This is a genomic window from Microbacterium sp. A20, assembly GCF_004794515.1.
In the GTDB taxonomy this organism is placed as follows: domain Bacteria; phylum Actinomycetota; class Actinomycetes; order Actinomycetales; family Microbacteriaceae; genus Microbacterium.
This window is the reverse complement of the sequence record NZ_SSDF01000071.1, coordinates 64,273-80,229: the sequence shown is the minus strand read 5'-3', so window position 1 is coordinate 80,229 and position 15,957 is coordinate 64,273. Positions and strand designations below refer to the sequence as shown.

The following is a 15,957-nucleotide window of genomic DNA, read 5'->3' as shown; positions in this document are numbered from 1 at the left end:
GACCGGCGCCCCTCACGGTCGGGTCAGGATGCGGGGGTGAACCAGGTGGAGATCCCGGTCTGCAGGTCGGTGCCGAGCTGCTCCGGGGTCTTGTCGCCGAGGAACATCGCCTGGATGTCCGGGCCGAGCACGGCGGTGCCGGTCGGGTCGCCGTAGCGGAAGTCGACGAGCAGCAGGTAGGGCGCCGGGTTGGCGGTGTACTGCTCGTTCATCTCCTGCATCAGCGGGTCGGAGTACTTCACACCGGGCAGAGCGGAGAACTGGTCGACCTCGTCGGCGACGAGCTGGCCGAACTCCTTCGTGGTCATCCAGTTCAGCAGCTCCGTCGCGGCCTCCTGCTGGTCGCTCGACGCGTTGATGCCGAAGCTGCCGTCGGCGTAGCCGGGGGTGACGGCGTGGTCGAGCGCGCTGCCCGGAGCCGGCGGCACCTCGTAGACGCCCCACTCGGTGTCGGGCGCCGAGTTCTGGAAGGTCGGCAGGTCGAACGAGCCACCGGGCCACTGCGCGGCCTGGCCCGACGTGAACTGCAGCACGGCATCCGCCACGGCGATCGCGTTGACGTTCTTGTCGAGGTACTTCTGCATGTCCTTGACGATCCCGAGCGACGAGACGTAGGCCGGGTCGGTGAAGTCGACGTCGCCGGCGAGCACCTTCTCCTCGAAGTCGGCACCGCCGTAGTTCGCCGATCCGACGATGTCGTGGAACATCGGCAGCACCCAGTCCTCACGGGCGCCGAGGGCCATCGGGGTGACGCCCTCGTCGAGGAGCTTCTCCTGGAGTGCGATGAACTCGTCCCAGTCCTTCGGCTCCTCCAGTTTCATCTCGTCGAACATCGTCTTGTTGTAGAACATCTGCATCGTCTGGTACGCGAAGGGCACGCCGTAGGTCTTGCCGTCTTCCTTGCCCTGAGCCGCGCGCAGCACGGTGGGATCGAACTGGTCGAGCCCGTCGACGATGTCGTCGATCGGGACGATCTGCTCGGACTGGATCGCCGCTTGGATGCCGCCGTAAGCACGGAGCATGGCGATGTCGGGGCCGTCGCTGCCCTCGAGTCCGGTGGCGAGGATCTGGTTGTACTCGGTCGGCTGGTAGCCCTCGAACTCGATGGTCACGCCGGGGTGCGATTCCTCGTACTTGTCGAAGACGGCCTCCCACTTGGGGGAGGAGGAAGCCTGCCACGACCAGACCTTCAGAGTGATGTCCTCGCCGCCGGCCTCTCCGCTGGAAGCCGCGGGTGCACATCCGGCCACGGCCAGCCCCGTGACCAGGAGACCTGCGGTGAACGCGAGTGGGGTGGTGCGGTATCGCATGGTGTTCCTCTCGATTGTGAGAGCCGTCGGCGGGACCGGGGCATCTCTGCTGTGAAAGCCTTCGCCCACTTTGGAGAATTTGTTACAGAAACTCAAGCCCTTTCCGAAAATTACTTCCATTCGTAACATGGCCATGCCATCCTGGTGCCGTGTCCACCAGTGCGATGACCGCCATCCATCAGCGCCTCTCCGCGCTCACGCCCACAGAGCGCCGCATCGCCACGCACGTGCTCGCCGATCCGCAGAGTGTGGTCGACAACTCGATCACCCACCTCGCCGCGGCCTGCGGCACATCGGTCGCCAGCATCGCCCGCTTCACCCAGAGTCTCGGGTTCTCCGGATACCCGGATCTGCGCCTCGCTCTCGCCACCGAACTCGACCGCAGCGCCTCGGATCGTGAGCGGTTCCAGGTGTCGGAGAGCGACGTCAGCCGACACGACGACGCACTCACCACCGTGCGCAAGATCGCGTTCGCCGAGGCGTCGGCCATCGAGCGCACCGCGCGGCAGATCGACATCGACGAACTCGAGCGCTGCGTCGAGGCGGTGCGCGCCGCCCGGCGCATCGACATCTACGGTGCGGCGTCCAGCGGCCTCGCCGCACAGGACCTGGAGCAGAAGCTGCACCGTGCGGGTCTCGTGGCCCAGGCGCGGACCGATCTCCACCTCGCACTCACCGGTGCCGCACTCCTCGACGAGCGGGATGTCGCGATCGCGATCTCGCACTCCGGTCGCACCCTCGAGATCGTCCAATCGGCCGAAGTCGCCGCCCGCGCCGGGGCGACGACCATCGCCATCACCAACAACCCCCGGTCCCCGCTCGCGCGGGTCTGCTCGCTGGTCCTCGTCACCGCCGTCTCCGAGTCGACCTTCCGATCCGGCGCGATGGCGAGTCGGATCGCGCAGCTCGCGGTGCTCGACTTCCTCTTCACCCGCATCGCGCAGGCCGATTACGACACCATCGCCGACAACCTGCAGCGCACCTACAACGCCGTCACCGACCACAGAATCGACTGATCCCATGCTTCTCGGCATCGACCGCCTGATCCGACGCGACATCCGTCCCGATCTGCTCGCGCGCCTGGAAGGGGGTCGCATCGGGATGGTCACGAACGACCTCGCGCTGACCTCCGACCTCCGCCGGGGTCGGCAGCGGTTGGCCGAGGCCGGCTGGCGGTTCACTCGGCTCTTCGGGCCCGAGCACGGGCTCAGCGGACGCGCGCGAGAGGGCGAACTGGTCGAGGACCTCGTCGATCCGGTCACCGGCGTCGAGGTGCGCAGCCTCTACGGCGACGCGGTGCGCCCTGCCGCGTCCGACCTCGCCGATCTCGACGTGCTGCTGGTCGATCTGCCCGACGTCGGTGCCCGGTTCTACACGTACATCTGGACGATGAGTCATGTGCTCGAGGCCTGCGCCGATGCCGGTGTGGCGGTCGTGGTGCTCGACCGTCCGAACCCGATCGGTGGCCGGCTCGACCGAGCGGAGGGTCCGATGCTCGACGAGCGGGCGCAGTCCCTGGTGGGGCGCTGGAGCATGCCGATCCGTCACGGGCTCACGATCGGCGAGCTGGCCCGCCACTGGGTGCGGACGCGCGGGATCGATGTCGAGCTGGAAGTCGTCACGGTGGAGGGGTGGTACCGAGATGCGGCTCGCCGCGTGGATGAGGGCACCTGGATGCCGCCGTCCCCGAACCTCCCCAGCCCCACGACGGCCCTGCTCTACCCCGGCACCTGCCTGGCGGAGGGCGTGAACGTCTCGGAGGGACGAAGCACCGCCGTGCCGTTCCGGGTGATCGCGGCGCCCTTCATCGACGCGGAGCGCTACGCCGCAGCCATCGTGGCAGCCGAGCTTCCCGGTATCGCCGCGGTTCCTTACGGCTTCACGCCGCTGGTGCGTGATCACGCCGGAGACGCCTGCGAGGGAGTGATCCTGCACGTCACGGATGCCGAGGCGCTGCGTCCCGTGCGCACGGGTGTGCGTCTGCTGTCGCTGATCGAGGAGGTCCACCCCGGGGCACTCGAGGAGCGCTCTCTCGTGCCCATGCCCGGGGAGTCCGACTGGACCCCGCTCGAGAAGCTCTTCGGAGTGAAGGGGGCATTCGCGCAGATCATCGGCGGCGAATGGGATGATCCCGCACGACTCGCCGTTCCCGGGTGGAGGGATGCCGTCGCCGAGGATCTGCTCTACGTCTGACGTTCTCGGACGCTTCGCCCCCGTCGGTCAGAGCGCGATGGTGTCCAGTCGTGTGCCGACCTCAACGGTGCGCTCGTCGGGCAGACCCGCCTCGGCCGCGAACTCGGGCCAACGCTTCACCGCAGCCTCGATTTCGCGGACGATCCTGCGGTGGCCGGGGACCTCGAAGGTCTCGCCCACGGCATGGAGATCATCGCGGGTGATCGCATCGAACTTGCCGTTCACGCTCATCAGGTGCTTCGCCGTCCAGGGCGAGGTCGGGTCATAGGCAAAGGTGATGTCGTACGCCGGCGACGCCGTCCAGGCGCCGCTCTGATCCATGAGGAAGGAGTGGTTCTTGGAGTGGTCGTCGTTATTGCTCGCGAGGACGTTGAACACCATACGGCGGAACAGTTGTGCGGTGTTATCGACGCCGAGTTCGGCGGCGACCGTGAACAGCGAGGCATAGTCGTTGGTCTCGATCGCGTTGAAGTCGATCGCCGCGATCGCGCAGAGCGACTGCATGTGCAGGCGATCGCCGCCCGTCCCCGGTCGGTCGAACCGACGTGTGATGAAGTGCGCTCGTCCGCCTTCCTCGAGGAGGCGGCATTCGCTCATCTCCACGCCTGCGGCGGTGGCCATCAGGTAATACGCGAACTCAGTGCGGCCGTAGCTCCTGGCCTGGCCGAGCTGGTTGTCCACTCCGACACCGTCGAACTTCAACAGCCACTGCTCGAACCCGGGAGGCGCGGTGATGCCACCGGCGCGCATCTCGCCGGTGGCGGTGTTCCAGGCAATTACTGCTTTGGCTCGGGCGCCACCAGCGGACGTGCCGACCTGGATCAGCTCGTTCAGCGACTCGGTCGTCACGGCCGGGCTGTCGAGTTCTCCTCGGAGGGCTGCGCGGGCGGCCTCGACGAGGTGATTCATCTCCACGGCGGTGTGCTGCGCGCGTGGGGAGGAGTCAGGGGCGAAGGTGAGTGCGCCCATCCCTCGCTTGCCGACATAGGCGAGGCGGTCGAGAGCGCTGATCTCGCTGGGAAGCACACCTTCGCGGGCGAGGACGCTGTCGATGATGCCGTTGCCGAAACGGTCAGGCACGGAGTCGGCCAGCATCGGTGGCAGTCCCTGATACGTCTGCTCGTTGAGGCCAGGGAAGCTGAAGACGCGCTGCGCCCTCCGCGGTAAGGAGGTCGGCATGAGGATGGGAGCGAGTTCGATGCCGCGGCGGCGCCAGGACGGGGCGTACTCGAAGGCGTAGGCGCGACCGGAGGGGGCCACGGCGCCGACGAGTTCATTCCAGATGTAGACGCGGAGAACTTCGACGCGCGTGTAGGTCACGAGGTCTTCCTCGAGGCCCGCTGGGGCTCCTGGCGTCCTTCAGCTTCTCGGGCGAGAGCCAGCGGACTCACCGCGGGCGCGGGCTCCAGGGTTTCGAGCCAGTCGTCGCGTCCGAGGGCGCGGAGCACCTTGAACAGCGTGGTCAGGGTCGACCCCTGGCCTTTCTCGAGCTTCATCAGCGTCGTCGGGCTGATGTTCGCGGCATCGGCCAGCGCGCGCTGGTCGATGTCTTCGAGCAGCCGTGCGCGCCTGATCTGTGCGCCAAACTCCGCTTCGTTCATAATCACCGCATTTCCGTTGATTAATGACGATTCTACTCATAAACCACAGAAATGTACTGATTATGCCTGGGGAAAGAGCCTGAAGTGGTCGCGGCGTCGATCCGGCGCGCGCTGTGTCACATCGCCTGGACCCTGGAGCCGGGGTCAGCCTTGGCCGGCCAGTGCAGTGACCTCCTCGATGAGCGGGTTGGTGTCGGTCGGGTCGGTGATGATCGCGGCGACGGCATCGAGCGCCAGGACGGGATAGCGCGCGACGGCGCCGATCTTCTCCTCGCTCGCGAGCACGACGGTCTCGGCGCAGCGCGAGGCCAGCGCCCGCTTGGTGACGGCATCGTCGAGTTCGCCGGTGGTGAGGCCGCGTTCGGGATCGATGCCGGTGGCGCCGAGGAAGAAGGTGTCGGCTGCGAGGTGCTGGATGGCCTCCATCGCCAGGCCGCCGCCGGTCACCAGTGAGTGTCGGGAGAGCTCGCCGCCGATCATGATCACTCGCGCATCCGAGTGCTCCGCCGCTGTGAGGGCGACGGCCGGGCTTGCTGTGATCACCGTGAGCCCCGTGCCGGACGGCAGCATCCGGGCCATGGCGAGAGTGGTCGTGCCGGCATCGAGGACGATCGTCGAGCCGGGCCGGATGGTCGCCACGGCCGCACGTGCGACGCGCTCCTTGCTCTCGGTCGCCAAGTCGGCGCGTTCGCGAACCGGGGGCTCCGGGGCGGGGATCGGGAGGGCGCCGCCGTAGACGCGCAGGAGCCTTCCCTCGTCGGCGAGTTCCCGCAGATCGCGTCGGATCGCGTCCTCCGACACCCCGAGCTCATCGGCGACGGTCTTGGCCACCACTCGTCCGTCACGGTCGAGGAGGGCGAGCAGGTGGTCCTTGCGTTGCGCGGCCAGCATATGTTTCCTCCCGAAGTTGCACGTTCTTGCATGATTCAGACTACAGTCATCTCCATGACAAAACCACTCCTGATCCTGATCGCCGGCCCCTACCGTTCGGGGACGAACGGCGACCCCGACCTCATCGCCCAGAACCTCGCCCGCCTCGAAGACGCCTCCGGCCCGATCTTCCGCCTCGGCCACGTGCCGATGATCGGGGAGTGGGTGGCGCTGCCGATCCTGCGCACCCTGGACGAGGCGGATGCCGGCGACGGCGACGTCATGTACGAGACGGCGCACCGACTGCTGCAGCACTGCGACGCCGTGCTGCGCCTGCCCGGCGAGTCGGCGGGCGCAGACAAGGACGTCGAGATCGCGCAGCAGCGCGGGCTGCCCGTCTATCGGTCGCTCGACGAGATCCCGGCAGCGTGACTCCGTAGGCTGGAGGTATGACCAAGAACATCTGGACCATCCTCGGCGTCGTCCTCGCCGTCGTGATCGCCTGGTGGATCGTGAGCGCGCTGTTCTCGGTGCTCGCGTTCATCTTCAAGCTCGCGATCGTCGCGGTCGTCGCCGTGGTGGTGTTCCTCGTTCTGCGCGGGATCTTCAGCCGCAGCGACGACTGACGGCGCGGCCCCCGTCGGACGCGTTCTCGGCGAGAGTCTCTAGCGAAGGACGCGGTAGCGAAGGTGGGTCTCGCTCGCGAAGGCCGACGTCTCGAGGCGTTCCAGTTCGATGCGCTGCCCGAGCCCGGCGAACAGCGAGATGCCGTCGCCCAGCAGGACCGGCGCGACGTCGAGGTGGAGTTCGTCGACGAGTCCGAGCTGGAGACACTGTCGCGAGATGCTCCCTCCGAGCAGGCTGACCCACTTGTCGCCGGCCGCCTGTGTGGCTGACTCGACCGCCTGGGCGATGTCGTCGACCACGAAGGTGTACGTGATCCCGTCGCGTTCGATCGGCGGGTGATCGGTGTGGGTCATGAGGTACACCGGCACCTTGAGCATGCCGCCGTAGGGGATCTCTCCGTCGTCGATGGTCTGCGTCTTGTTCGCCCCGCCGACGATGGCGCCGATGTTCTTCATGACGTTCTCGACGACGACATCGTCTTCGGGAGCAGAGGGGCGGCCGAACATCCAGTCGACTCCGCCGTCCGCATCCGCCAAGAACCCGTCGAGGGTCACCGTCGCATGGACGATCACTCGAGCCATGGCCTGCTCCTTCCGTGGAGGTGCGTCAGGTGACTTATCTACGGAGGGTATCGAGTCGGGAGTCCGGTGTCAGCGAACCCTCAATCGGAGCACTGCGATCAGGCGCTCGGTGCGAACGCTCCGACGCGGTACTTCGCGGCGCGGTGCGTGTCCTGCACGCGGTCGCCCTTGCCTTGCAGCTTGTTGCGCAAGGTGCCCGGTGCGTACTCGTCCGGGTAGACGCCGCGCTCGCGCAGCACCGGGATCACGTGCTCGATGACGTCCTGCCAGGTGCCGGGGGTGACCGCGTAGGCGAGGTTGAAGCCGTCGATGTCGGTCTCCTCCACCCACGACTGCAACTCGTCGGCGATCTCGACGCCGGAACCGACGATCGTGGGACCGAGGCCGCCGATGGCGTTGTGGCGCCCGAAGTCGCCGACGGTCCATTCGCGGCCGAGGTCGGCCTCTTCCTTCAGGTGCTGAAGCACCGACTGGATCGCGTTCGACTCGACGTTCCCGACCGGCTCGTCCTCGGCGTACTGCGAGAGGTCGACGCCCATCCAGCCCGACATGAAGGTGAGCGCGCCCTCGGGGCTCGCGTACGAGAGGTACTCGGCGTGCTTCGCGGTCGCCTCCTCGCTCGTCGCAGCAGTGATCACCGTGAGCAGTGTGTAGATGCGAGCGTCGTAGCGGTCGCGTCCGGCCGCTTCCAGGGCGTCGCGGATGCGCTTGACGGTGCCGGCGAGCACCTCCTTCGACGGCGCCGCGACGAAGATTGCTTCGGCGTTCTCGGCCGCGAACTTCACTCCGCGCGGGCTCGCGCCGGCCTGGTAGATCACCGGCGTACGCTGCGGCGACGGCTCGGAGATGTGGATGCCGGGAACGCTGAAGTGCTTCCCCTCATGCCCGACCGGGTGCACCTTCGACGGGTCGGTGAAGATGCCCCGCTCGCGGTCCTCGACCACGGCGTCGTCTTCCCACGAGCCCTCCCAGAGCTTGTAGAGCACCTCGACGTACTCGTCCGCGTGGTCGTAGCGGTCGTCGTGCGCGAGCTGATCCTCCTGGCCCATGTTGCGGGCGGCACTGGGCAGGTATCCGGTCACGACGTTCCAGCCGATCCGCCCCTGGGTCAGGTGGTCGAGCGTGCTCAGCCGACGGGCGAACGGATAGGGGTGCTCGAACGCGGTGCCCGCCGTGATGCCGAAGCCCAGGTTCTCGGTGACCGCGGCCATCGCGCTCACCAGCAGGATCGGGTCGTTCACCGGCACCTGGGCGCCGTTGCGGATCGCGGCTTCGTTCGTGCCGCCGTAGACGTCGTAGGTGCCGAGGACGTCGGCGATGAAGATCCCGTCGAAGGTCGCGCTCTCCAGCAGCTTCGCAAGGTCGGTCCAGTACGAGATCGTGTTGTACTGCCGGGACCGGTCGTCGGGGTGCCGCCACAGGCCGGACGACTGGTGGGCGACGCAGTTCATGTCGAAGGCGTTGAAGCGGATCTGACGGGTCATGCCCCCATGAAAGGCGAAGGGTGCCGGGTGGGTCCAGGGCCGCCGACACGCACGGACACATTCCGGGGTGGATGTCGGGGAGGCTGGTCAGCGCTCGTAGACGTCCCGCCGATGGCCCAGCGTGACGACCGCGGCGACGACGAGCACGTCATCGTCGATCGTGTAGATGATGCGGTAGTTCCCGACGCGGACGCGGAGTCCGTTGCGTCCCTGCAGAGCCTTCGCTCCTGGCGGGCGGGGGTTCTCGCCGAGCAGGGCGATGGCACCGCGGATCCGGTCGCGATCCTGATGGTCGACCTTCTTCAATGCTCGAACGGCAGCGGGGCGCAGTTCGATCCGATAGCTCACGTCCAGCCCAGGTCGGCCTTCACCTGATCCCAGGGGATGTCCGGGCCTTCTTCTGCCATCGCCTCGTCGAACGCGGCCACGTCTTCGGCGTCTTCGAGTGCCTCGATCATCCGCTCGTACTGCTCCGGGCTGACCACGACTGCGGCACGCTGACCGCGTCGCTCGATGAACACGGCCTCCTCCTGGGAGCGGGCGATGACCGTCGAGAGGTTGTTGCGCGCGTCGGCGACGCTGATCGTGGACATGGGCCAATTGTACATCTCAAGGTGTGAGATGTACATGACGGGCTCACGACCCATCCCCGCGGGCTCTACCCTTGACTGGTGACCGACGAGACCGTGACCGCCCAGCGTCTGGTGCGCCGCTTCGCCCGCGACACCAACCTGCTCGTGTCGGGTCGGGACTTCGCGGTCGTCGGGACGGATGCCGTGCGGAGTTCCTCGCGCGCGTCCGGCGCTGAGCGCCGGCGGCGGTTCGGGCGACGGCGTTCTCAGGCGAGCTCGTCGTCTTCCGGGCGCCGCGGATTCGGATCGGGCGGCAGGATCACGACCGGATGCGCAGCGCTCCGCTGCGCCCGCCACCAGATGACGAACCCGACCGCGGTGAAGACGCCGTAGAAGACGTACATGAAGCCGGTCGCGTAGTAGCCGGAGCTGAACAGCAGCGGCACGCCGACGACGTCGACAGCGATCCAGATGAGCCAGAACTCTGTCCAGCCCTTGGCCATTCCGTAGGTGGCGAGCAGCGAGCCGACGAAGGTCCAGGCGTCGGCCCACACCGGCTCCCAGGAGCCCAGCGCGCGGAACAGCGGGGTCAGCGCGACGGTTCCCACGATCATCACCAGCACCAGGCCGATGCGTGCCCCCGTCGGTGCCCACCTCGGCACGACCTGTCCGCCCTCGGCGTTGCGCCAGCGCACCCATCCGTAGATCGCGACGGCGATGAACATGATCTGCCGCCCCGCCTGGCCGAGCAGGTGTGGAAGTGAGGGGTCGGGGCTGAGGGCGGATCCGAGGAAGACGGTCAGCAGCAGCAGGTTGCCGATGATGCCGACCGGCCAGGCCCAGATCTTCCGGCGCATGCCGCCGAGCGCGCTCGCCAGGCCGAACACGTTGCCCACGACCTCACGGACGAGGAGCGTCTGCCCGCCGGGAAGAGTCCAGTTCGAGTTGAAGGCGTCGACGAACCACTGCAGCAGATCCATGGTCAGGATGCTGCGCCGGGTTCGGCACGGTCGTCGAGCACGAGCTGGAGCATGCTCAGGTCGAGCCAGCGTCCGAACTTGGCCCCGACCTGCGGCATCCGTCCGACCTCGACGAAGCCGAGGCGCTGGTGCAGCGCGATGGAGGCGGCGTTCCCGCTCTCGACGCCGGCGATCATGACGTGCAGCCCGGCGGCACGGGCGCGGGCGACGAGCGCGGTCATCAGCGCGGTGCCGATACCCCGGCCGTGCTGACCGTCGAGGACGTACACGGAGTGCTCGACCGTGTGCCGGTAGCCGCTGTGCGGACGCCACTGCGCATACGACGCGTACCCCAGCACCCCGGAGTCGTCGACGGCGACGATCACCGGGTAGCCGCGGGAGGTGCGGTCGGCGAGCCAGGCGACGCGGTCGGCGAGGTCGACGGCGTCCTCGTTCCAGATCGCGGTGGTGTGCAGCACCGCATGGTTGTGGATCGCGGTGATCGTCTCGAGGTCTGCGGTCTCCGCGTCCCTGATTCGGACGGCTGTCATCGGCGGGTGGTCTCTCTTCTGCTGCGTCAGACGTGCACGTCGGCGGGGGATTCCTCGCCCTCGTGGAAGTTCGGCTTCTTGCCGAACAGCTTCGCGATCCCCAGGATGATCCCGACGATGAGCAGCCCCAGGATGAGACCGGCGATCGCGGAGATGATCGTGTCGACGATCCAGACGACGACCGGACCGAGGTTGTGGAGCGCGTGCTCCACGCCGTGCAGCACGTCGACCGGGAAGTGCCAGCCGACCTCGCCCAGGTTCACGAGCACGAGGTGTCCACCGACCCAGAGCATGGCGACCGTGCCGAGGATGCTGATGAAGCGGAACACCGCGGGCATGGAACGCACGATCCTGGTGCCGGTGTGCCGTACGCGACGCACCGGGTTCTTCGCCATCTTCAGCCCGATGTCGTCGATCTTCACGAGCAGTGCGACGGCGCCGTAGACGACACCCGTCATCAGGAGTGCGATAACGGCGAGGATGGCGAGCGTCGCCCAGATGTCGAGGCCCTTCTCCAGGCTCGCCAGCGAGATGAGCATGATCTCGGTCGAGAGGATCAGGTCGGTGCGCACCGCGCCCAGGACGAGCTTCTTCTCGTCGCGGGCGCCCTCGTCGGCGTGGCCGTGCTGCACGCCGAACCACTCCAGCACCTTCTCGGCGCCCTCGAAGCACAGGTACGCGCCGCCCAGGATCAGCAGATACGGCAGCACCCACGGGGCGAACGCGGTGAGCAGCAGAGCCGCGGGGATGATGATGAGGAACTTGTTCGCGAGCGAGCCGAGCGCGATCTTGCCGACGACCGGCAGCTCTCGCGCGGGCGTGATGCCCTGCACGTACTGCGGGGTGACCGCGGCATCGTCGATCACGACACCCGCCGCCTTGGCCGAGGCCTTCATCGCGGCGCTCAGGATGTCGTCGACGACGGCGAGCAGTCCAACGGACATGTGATTCCCCTCGGGCGGTGTGCAGTGCGGAGGCAACTCTATCGAGTCCGCAGAAACTCACAGCGCGCTCCCAGCCCTGCGGGACCAAAACAGCGCCGTCCGCGGTTCTTCTCTGTGACGCCGCAGCCAGCGACGTCGGACAAGGAGTCAGATCATGTCGAACGACTACGGCAAGACCCCCGAGGCCGTCAGTGGCCTCACGAACCTGCAGTACGAGGTGACCCAGCAGGACGCGACCGAACCGCCGTTCCGCAACGCGTACTGGAACAACCACGACGACGGCATCTACGTCGACGTCGTCTCGGGCGAGCCGCTGTTCTCGTCGACCGACAAGTTCGACAGCGGAACCGGTTGGCCCAGCTTCACCAAGCCCATCGAGGCGGATGCCGTCACGACGCGCACCGACCGTTCGCTGTTCATGAAGCGCACCGAAGCGCGCTCCGCGAACGCCGACAGCCACCTCGGCCATGTCTTCGACGACGGACCCCGCGACGAAGGCGGGCTCCGCTACTGCATGAACTCCGCGGCCCTGCGCTTCGTCCCGGCTGACAGGCTGGAGGAGGAGGGGTACGGTCGCTACAGTCCCCTCTTCGCGAAGACGCTCGACACCCCCACCACCGCCACCTCTGAGGAGCAGTCATGACCGACACCGGAACCATCACCCGCACGCCCGGGACCGAGACGGCCGTCCTCGCCGGCGGCTGTTTCTGGGGCATGGAAGACCTGATCCGCCGCCAGCCCGGCGTGATCAGCACCCGCGTCGGGTACACCGGCGGTTCGAACGACCACGCGACCTACCGCAACCACCCCGGCCACGCCGAGGCCGTGGAGATCGTGTTCGACCCGACGAAGACGACGTACCGCGACATCCTCGCGTTCTTCTTCCAGATCCACGATCCGTCCACGAAGGACCGTCAGGGCAACGACATCGGCTCGAGCTACCGCTCGGCGATCTTCCCGCTCTCCCCCGAGCAGGAGACGGTCGCGCGCGACACGATCGCCGACGTCGACGCCTCGGGCCTGTGGCCGGGCAAGGCCGTCACCACGATCGAACCCGAGGGTCCGTTCTGGGAGGCCGAGGAAGAGCACCAGGACTACCTGATCAAGTACCCCAACGGCTACACCTGCCACTTCCCGCGTGCGGGATGGGTGCTGCCCAAGCGCGCGGAGCGCTCCGCCGTCTAGGCCGGGGTCCCGAGCCTGGCGGGCACCCGTTCCGGCCTGGGCGCTGACCTCGCGTGAGGTGTATGGCCTGCCGACGGGTGTCCGTCGCTCACACGGAGTGAAGGAGAACTCACGGAAAGAAGGAGTGGATGCCGCATCCGCTCCTTCATTCCGTGAGATCTCCTTCGCGTCGTGCGTGGGGCTGCGCAGGCGAGTGGATGGTCAGGCCTGGTGGATGCTCAGGTGAGGAGGATGCTCAGGCTGGGGTGCTCAGGCTTGGGGGATGCTCAGGCGAGGTGCGCGCCCTGTGCGACGGCCTCCATGATCACCGTCTGCACCTCGGGCCAACGCTGCATGACCTGCTCATAGCTGAAACGAAGAACGCGGTAGCCGCGAATCATCAGCTGCGCGTCATGCGCGATGTCCTTGGTCCGCTGCTCGCCCGCGTGCGTCGCCCCGTCGATCTGGATGACCAGCCGATCCCCGATCAGCAGATCCACCCGCCGGTCGACGCACCAGGCCTGGGGCAGCATCCGAAGCCCCAGCCAGCGAAGCCGGTGGATGACGATCGTCTCCAGCCCAGAGTCGGCGAACGGTCGCGCTCGCTCGAGGACCGCTCGGGCCGGCGGCGGAAGATCGAGCCCACGAAGCCGCTCGCGATCGACGAGCCCCTTGTTCATGGTCGACTCCCAGACGACGAGCGCCGTCTCGAACGGCTGGCATTGAGCGACCAGGGCGAGGGCGTTCAGCAACTCATCCACCGTCGCGTCGGGTGGCCGCACGACGACCGGCTTCGACCAGTGCACGACGACGTGTGCCGGCACCTGGATCCGCGCGGCATTCGGTCTGGCAACGACATGCAGTGCGGGCTTCTCGGGAACCCAGAGCCCCTGCCGGGCGGCCGCGGTGACACAGCTCAGCACCACGCCGTGCGCGACGGCGCCGACGACCTTCGGATCAGCTTCCGGGAGCGCCACCCACCCCTGCCGCACCGTTGAGATCTCGCGCCGCTCCTTCGACCGCCGAAGCGCGTGCGCGCTGACCCCGGCTGCTCGGAGAGTCCGCACCGGCGCGACTCCCCCGCGACGCCTCAGCTCATCCACGGGATCCATCGAACGATCCTGCCGCCGAAGAGCAGCCGCATGTCGCCGCGGTTCCGGCATGCGGTCAGACTTTCCTCAGCGCAGGGCCCGGTGCAGGAGAACAGCCCCGGTACCCGCTGGTCTGCTCGTCTGCTCGCATCCTCGCCTGCTCGCATCCCCCACCCCGCTCGAAACGACCCCGCTCGGAACGAAGGAGATCTCACGGAATGAAGGAGTGGATGCGGCATCCGCTCCTTCATTCCGTGAGATCTCCTTCAGAGCGTGAGGGACCCGGGAACACAGAAGCCCCGGGAATGTAGAAGCCCCGGGAACACAGAATCCCCCGGGACACGCCAAGCCCGGGGACGCAGAAGGGGCGAGGATCCGAAGATCCTCGCCCCCTCTGTCTGCTGAGTCTTACCAGCTGGACTTGGTCACGCCGGGCAGCTCGCCACGGTGTGCCATGTCACGGAAGCGGACACGCGAGATGCCGAACTTCGTGAGGACACCGCGGGGGCGGCCGTCGATGACGTCGCGCGAACGCACGCGAGCCGGCGACGCGTTGCGCGGCAGCTTCTGCAGGCCGACGCGTGCGGCCTCGCGGGCCTCGTCGGTGGCGTTCGGGTCGACCAAAGTCTTCTTCAGCTCGGCGCGACGCTCGGCGTAACGCTCGACGATGACCTTGCGCTGCTCGTTGCGAGCGATCTTGCTCTTCTTAGCCATTGATCAACGCTCCTCTCGGAATTCGACGTGCTGACGGATGACCGGGTCGTACTTCTTGAGCACGAGGCGGTCGGGGGTGTTGCGGCGGTTCTTCTTGGTCACGTACGTGTATCCCGTACCTGCCGTCGAACGCAGCTTGATGATCGGACGAACGTCCTGAGCCTTCTTGGCCATTAGAGCTTCACACCCTTCGCCTGGAGGTCCTTGACCACGTTCTCGATGCCACGGACGTCGATCACCTTGATGCCCTTGGCGGACACGTTGAGCGTGATCTTACGACCGAGCGACGGAACGAAATACGTCTTCTTCTGCACGTTCGGGTCGAAGCGGCGCTTCGTCCGGCGGTGCGAGTGCGAGACATTGTGTCCGAAGCCGGGAACAGCTCCGGTCACCTGGCACACTGCTGCCATGATGTGACTCCTTCTATACCGTGAGACCGGACGGCCTCACCCAAGATCCCTTGTCTGCACGCCGCGGGCCCTTCGACTCCTTCGACAGGCTCAGGAACCGAGAAACACCCAGCGGCACGCGAACTGCGCACAGGAGTGTGCGCAGACAAAGAGTCAGTTTAGCACGGGCGGGGCACCAGGAACGGCCGCAGCCTCGGCGGCACCGCGGCCCCAGCGGAACGGCGACACCGTGGGGTCGCCGTCGATCCAGAAACGCCAGGGGAAGGCGTGCGTACCGGCGACTCCCGCGACACCGACCCGCGGCCCGCTCACCACGTCGTCCCGCGGTTCGCCCAACCACAGTTCCGCCCGTGCGCCGTGCCGCTGCTCCCCCGTCACGGCGTCGATCCCGTCGTGCAGAGGATGCCGCAACCCGACGGCCTGACCGAGACGTCCCGGCCCCCGGGCGAGGTCGCGAAGAGCGATGCGCCCGAGAGGCAGCGCCGCACCCCGCCGCCGAGCCGCGGCATCCGCTCCGGACACGACCTCACCGGCACGCAGCAGCACGCCGTCGCCCTGCCCCTCGGGCCCGCACACGACGTTGACGCACGAGTGGATGCCGTGACTCAGGTAGACGTACAGGTGTCCGGGCTCGCCCCACATCGTGGCATTGCGGACGGTCGGCCCCATCCGCGCATGCGACCCTGGATCCGCGATCTCCCCGGTCCCCCGACCGTGATAGGCCTCGACCTCGGTGATGCGCAGCCGCACCTCGACCGGGTCCGTGTCGTCGGGCCCGGTCACGAACGTACGCAGTTCCGCCCCGAGGAGTCGCGGGGCCACGTCGACCGCGGAGCCGCCCAGATCGGCGCGGACGGCACGGCGCAGAGCATCGTGCGTCGACATG

At 67.5% G+C, this 15,957-nt stretch carries 22 protein-coding genes; 6 read left to right on the top strand and 16 right to left on the bottom strand.

From position 1 onward, the window contains the following. Positions 1-23: 23 nt before the first annotated feature. A complete protein-coding gene (locus tag DW298_RS08125; protein WP_136041937.1) occupies positions 24-1,310 on the bottom strand; it encodes an extracellular solute-binding protein in 1,287 nt (428 codons plus the stop codon). 149 nt (positions 1,311-1,459) lie between these two features. Between DW298_RS08125 and DW298_RS08120 the strand changes: the two genes are divergently transcribed. Together DW298_RS08120 and DW298_RS08115 are read left to right on the top strand one after the other, a co-directional pair. After that, complete coding sequence (locus DW298_RS08120) at positions 1,460-2,326, top strand: MurR/RpiR family transcriptional regulator (RefSeq protein WP_240745060.1); 867 nt, start codon at positions 1,460-1,462, stop codon at positions 2,324-2,326. A gap of 4 nt (positions 2,327-2,330) precedes the next feature. Further along, positions 2,331-3,503, top strand: coding sequence for a DUF1343 domain-containing protein (locus DW298_RS08115; RefSeq protein WP_136041936.1), 1,173 nt, complete (start codon positions 2,331-2,333; stop codon positions 3,501-3,503). Positions 3,504-3,530: 27 nt separating this feature from the next. On the opposite strand, the gene DW298_RS08110 is transcribed toward DW298_RS08115, so the two are convergent. From DW298_RS08110 to DW298_RS08100, 3 genes are all read right to left on the bottom strand, one after another. Next, the gene (locus DW298_RS08110; RefSeq protein ID WP_136041935.1) at positions 3,531-4,823 is read right to left on the bottom strand and encodes a type II toxin-antitoxin system HipA family toxin; all 1,293 of its coding nucleotides are present in this window, start codon (positions 4,821-4,823) and stop codon (positions 3,531-3,533) included. Further along, positions 4,820-5,104 carry a helix-turn-helix transcriptional regulator gene (locus tag DW298_RS08105; protein WP_136041985.1) on the bottom strand — a complete coding sequence of 95 codons (285 nt, stop codon included), beginning with the start codon at positions 5,102-5,104 and terminating at the stop codon, positions 4,820-4,822. The genes DW298_RS08110 and DW298_RS08105 overlap by 4 nt, the downstream gene beginning before the upstream one ends. A gap of 144 nt (positions 5,105-5,248) precedes the next feature. After that, positions 5,249-5,995 carry a DeoR/GlpR family DNA-binding transcription regulator gene (locus tag DW298_RS08100; RefSeq protein ID WP_136041934.1) on the bottom strand — a complete coding sequence of 249 codons (747 nt, stop codon included), beginning with the start codon at positions 5,993-5,995 and terminating at the stop codon, positions 5,249-5,251. A 54-nt stretch (positions 5,996-6,049) separates the two neighbouring features. On the opposite strand from DW298_RS08100, the gene DW298_RS08095 reads away from it, so the two are divergent. Then, positions 6,050-6,406 (top strand): DUF4406 domain-containing protein, encoded by a 357-nt coding sequence (locus DW298_RS08095; protein WP_136041933.1) that lies wholly within the window; start codon positions 6,050-6,052, stop codon positions 6,404-6,406. Positions 6,407-6,423: 17 nt separating this feature from the next. Further along, complete coding sequence (locus tag DW298_RS19305) at positions 6,424-6,600, top strand: hypothetical protein (protein WP_166804669.1); 177 nt, start codon at positions 6,424-6,426, stop codon at positions 6,598-6,600. Between the two features lie 39 nt (positions 6,601-6,639). On the opposite strand, the gene DW298_RS08090 is transcribed toward DW298_RS19305, so the two are convergent. The 7 genes from DW298_RS08090 to DW298_RS08060 form a co-directional block, all read right to left on the bottom strand. Continuing rightward, a complete protein-coding gene (locus tag DW298_RS08090; RefSeq protein ID WP_136041932.1) occupies positions 6,640-7,182 on the bottom strand; it encodes a dihydrofolate reductase family protein in 543 nt (180 codons plus the stop codon). 98 nt (positions 7,183-7,280) lie between these two features. After that, positions 7,281-8,666 (bottom strand): LLM class flavin-dependent oxidoreductase, encoded by a 1,386-nt coding sequence (locus DW298_RS08085; RefSeq protein ID WP_136041931.1) that lies wholly within the window; start codon positions 8,664-8,666, stop codon positions 7,281-7,283. A gap of 87 nt (positions 8,667-8,753) precedes the next feature. After that, on the bottom strand, positions 8,754-9,014 hold the full coding sequence (locus tag DW298_RS08080; protein ID WP_136041930.1) for a type II toxin-antitoxin system RelE/ParE family toxin: 261 nt from the start codon (positions 9,012-9,014) through the stop codon (positions 8,754-8,756). After that, on the bottom strand, positions 9,011-9,259 hold the full coding sequence (locus DW298_RS08075; protein WP_029264316.1) for a type II toxin-antitoxin system Phd/YefM family antitoxin: 249 nt from the start codon (positions 9,257-9,259) through the stop codon (positions 9,011-9,013). The genes DW298_RS08080 and DW298_RS08075 overlap by 4 nt, the downstream gene beginning before the upstream one ends. Before the next feature lie 245 nt (positions 9,260-9,504). Further along, positions 9,505-10,218 (bottom strand): nicotinamide riboside transporter PnuC, encoded by a 714-nt coding sequence (pnuC, locus tag DW298_RS08070; RefSeq protein WP_136041929.1) that lies wholly within the window; start codon positions 10,216-10,218, stop codon positions 9,505-9,507. Positions 10,219-10,220: 2 nt separating this feature from the next. Next, a complete protein-coding gene (locus DW298_RS08065; RefSeq protein WP_136041928.1) occupies positions 10,221-10,748 on the bottom strand; it encodes a GNAT family N-acetyltransferase in 528 nt (175 codons plus the stop codon). Positions 10,749-10,774: 26 nt separating this feature from the next. Next, positions 10,775-11,692 carry a DUF808 domain-containing protein gene (locus DW298_RS08060; RefSeq protein WP_136041927.1) on the bottom strand — a complete coding sequence of 306 codons (918 nt, stop codon included), beginning with the start codon at positions 11,690-11,692 and terminating at the stop codon, positions 10,775-10,777. Between the two features lie 154 nt (positions 11,693-11,846). On the opposite strand from DW298_RS08060, the gene msrB reads away from it, so the two are divergent. Further along, complete coding sequence (gene msrB / locus DW298_RS08055) at positions 11,847-12,335, top strand: peptide-methionine (R)-S-oxide reductase MsrB (RefSeq protein ID WP_136041926.1); 489 nt, start codon at positions 11,847-11,849, stop codon at positions 12,333-12,335. Continuing rightward, complete coding sequence (gene msrA / locus DW298_RS08050) at positions 12,332-12,877, top strand: peptide-methionine (S)-S-oxide reductase MsrA (protein ID WP_136041925.1); 546 nt, start codon at positions 12,332-12,334, stop codon at positions 12,875-12,877. Before msrB ends, msrA begins: the two co-directional genes overlap by 4 nt. 266 nt (positions 12,878-13,143) lie before the next feature. Here the strand turns inward: msrA and DW298_RS19625 are convergent, their stop codons facing one another. The 5 genes from DW298_RS19625 to DW298_RS08025 all read right to left on the bottom strand — a co-directional run bounded on the left by DW298_RS19625 (position 13,144) and on the right by DW298_RS08025 (position 15,956). Beyond that, entirely contained in the window at positions 13,144-13,968 is an 825-nt protein-coding gene (locus DW298_RS19625) for a DUF559 domain-containing protein (protein ID WP_240745059.1), read from the bottom strand. A gap of 387 nt (positions 13,969-14,355) precedes the next feature. After that, a complete protein-coding gene (gene rpsN / locus DW298_RS08040) occupies positions 14,356-14,661 on the bottom strand; it encodes a 30S ribosomal protein S14 (RefSeq protein ID WP_017829734.1) in 306 nt (101 codons plus the stop codon). A gap of 3 nt (positions 14,662-14,664) precedes the next feature. Beyond that, positions 14,665-14,835 carry a 50S ribosomal protein L33 gene (gene rpmG / locus DW298_RS08035; RefSeq protein ID WP_017203558.1) on the bottom strand — a complete coding sequence of 57 codons (171 nt, stop codon included), beginning with the start codon at positions 14,833-14,835 and terminating at the stop codon, positions 14,665-14,667. Then, positions 14,835-15,071, bottom strand: coding sequence for a 50S ribosomal protein L28 (rpmB, locus tag DW298_RS08030; protein ID WP_017203559.1), 237 nt, complete (start codon positions 15,069-15,071; stop codon positions 14,835-14,837). The genes rpmG and rpmB overlap by 1 nt, the downstream gene beginning before the upstream one ends. A gap of 153 nt (positions 15,072-15,224) precedes the next feature. Further along, the gene (locus DW298_RS08025) at positions 15,225-15,956 is read right to left on the bottom strand and encodes a DNA-3-methyladenine glycosylase (protein ID WP_136041924.1); all 732 of its coding nucleotides are present in this window, start codon (positions 15,954-15,956) and stop codon (positions 15,225-15,227) included. Position 15,957 lies beyond the last annotated feature (1 nt).